This is a genomic window from Gordonia sp. DT219 (assembly GCF_049847065.1).
Lineage (GTDB): Bacteria > Actinomycetota > Actinomycetes > Mycobacteriales > Mycobacteriaceae > Gordonia.
In genome coordinates this window covers 1819-4124 of sequence record NZ_JBNCNR010000046.1, presented here as the reverse complement: position 1 = coordinate 4124, position 2306 = coordinate 1819, and the positions used below count along the sequence as shown (strand labels likewise).

Annotated in this window: 1 rRNA gene (running past one end of the window); it reads right to left on the bottom strand. The window is 55.9% G+C overall.

The features are described from left to right. A 23S ribosomal RNA gene (locus ACPXB3_RS22180) occupies positions 1-1960 on the bottom strand; it reaches 1278 nt to the left of the window's first position. Positions 1961-2306: the final 346 nt, after the last annotated feature.

Here is a 2306-nt window from a genome sequence, read left to right as displayed (position 1 = left end):
ATGTCCGGTCACCAACATGGGTCCCCCTTCTCCCGAAGTTACGGGGGCATTTTGCCGAGTTCCTTAACCACAGTTCTCTCGATCGCCTTAGTATTCTCTACCTGACCACCTGTGTTGGTTTGGGGTACGGGCCGTGTACCAACTCACTAGAGGCTTTTCTCGGCAGCATAGGATCATGGAATTCACCTCAACGGTTACGCATCACCTCTCAGGCCACATGGACGACGGATTTACCAATCGCCCGCCCTACCGGCTTACACCAGGACAACCATCGCCTGGCCCCACTACCTTCCTGCGTCACCCCATCGCTTGCCTACTACCAGCCGAGGTCCCATGCAGCCCCCGCCGGGCACCCGAAGGCACCCATAAGGATTTGGATGGTTAGTACAACTGATTCAGCATGGGCGCGGATACACGGGTACGGGAATATCAACCCGTTGTCCATCGACTACGCCTGTCGGCCTCGCCTTAGGTCCCGACTCACCCTGGGCGGATTAGCCTGGCCCAGGAACCCTTGGTCATCCGGCGGCAGAGTTTCTCACTCTGCTTTCGCTACTCATGCCTGCATTCTCACTCCCACACCCTCCACCCCTAGATCACTCCGAGGCTTCCACGGATGCAGGACGCTCCCCTACCCACCCCACCCACTAGATGACAATCCGTAAACCATCACCAATGACATGGTGGAGTGCCGCGGCTTCGGCGGTGTACTTGAGCCCCGCTACATTGTCGGCGCAGGATCACTTGACCAGTGAGCTATTACGCACTCTTTCAAGGGTGGCTGCTTCTAAGCCAACCTCCTGGTTGTCTTCGCGACCCCACATCCTTTTCCACTTAGTACACGCTTAGGGGCCTTAGCCGGCGATCTGGGCTGTTTCCCTCTCGACTACGAACCTTATCGCCCGCAGTCTCACTGCCATGCTCTCACTTACCGGCATTCGGAGTTTGGCTGACGTCAGTAACCTTGTAGGGCCCATCGGCCATCCAGTAGCTCTACCTCCGGTAAGAAACACACAACGCTGCACCTAAATGCATTTCGGGGAGAACCAGCTATCACGGAGTTTGATTGGCCTTTCACCCCTACCCACAACTCATCCCCTCCATTTTCAACTGAAGTGGGTTCGGGCCTCCACACGGTCTTACCCGCGCTTCACCCTGGCCATGGGTAGATCACTCCGCTTCGGGTCTAGACCCGGCGACTATCACGCCCTATTCAGACTCGCTTTCGCTACGGCTACCCCACACGGGTTAACCTCGCCACCGAGCACTAACTCGCAGGCTCATTCTTCAAAAGGCACGCCATCACCCGCAACTCACCAAAGAGTCCACAAGCTTTGACGGATTGTAAGCGTCCGGTTTCAGGTACTATTTCACTCCCCTCCCGGGGTACTTTTCACCTTTCCCTCACGGTACTAGTCCGCTATCGGTCACCAGGAAGTATTCAGGCTTACCGGGTGGTCCCGGCAGATTCACAGCAGATTCCACGAGCCCGCTGCTACTTGGGGACACCATCACGCAAGACCACACGCTTTCAGCTACCGGACTCTCACCGTCTACGGCAGACCATTCCAGGCCACTTCACCTAGCATGCAGCTTTATCACTCACGCCTCCACAGGTAGATGGAAGAAGACAGACCCCACAACACCACACACACAACCCCTACCCGGTATCACATGCGCATGGTTTAGCCATCCTCCGCTTTCGCTCGCCACTACTCACGGAATCACTATTGTTTTCTCTTCCTATGGGTACTGAGATGTTTCACTTCCCCACGTTCCCCCCACACAGCCTATACATTCAGCTGGTGGTAACACGACATCACTCGTGCTGGGTTTCCCCATTCGGACACCCTCGGATCACAGCTCGTTTGACAACTCCCCGAGGACTATCGCGGCCTACCACGTCCTTCATCGGCTCCTGGTGCCAAGGCATCCACCGAACGCCCTAAAACACTTACAACAACACCTACTCCCACGGGGGGCTCCGCCCCCCGTGCACCCCCCAAAAGCCAAAACCCTTGGAGTGACACACCGAGGAACAATCAAGCTCCGCCCCCCGTGCACCCCCCAAAAGCCAAAACCCTTGGAGTGACACACCGAGGAACAATCCCCCGCGACAGTAGACACAATTCTTGAGAACAAACTCGAACAAAACACGCAAATCCAAAAACAGATTTGTCATGCATTGCAAAAATAAAGATGCTCGCATCCACTATGCACTTCTCAAACAACACACACCCACAACCGAACACCCCTCCAACCCCCACCACAGGAGCCATCACCAGGACATTCCGCATCACAGGCAC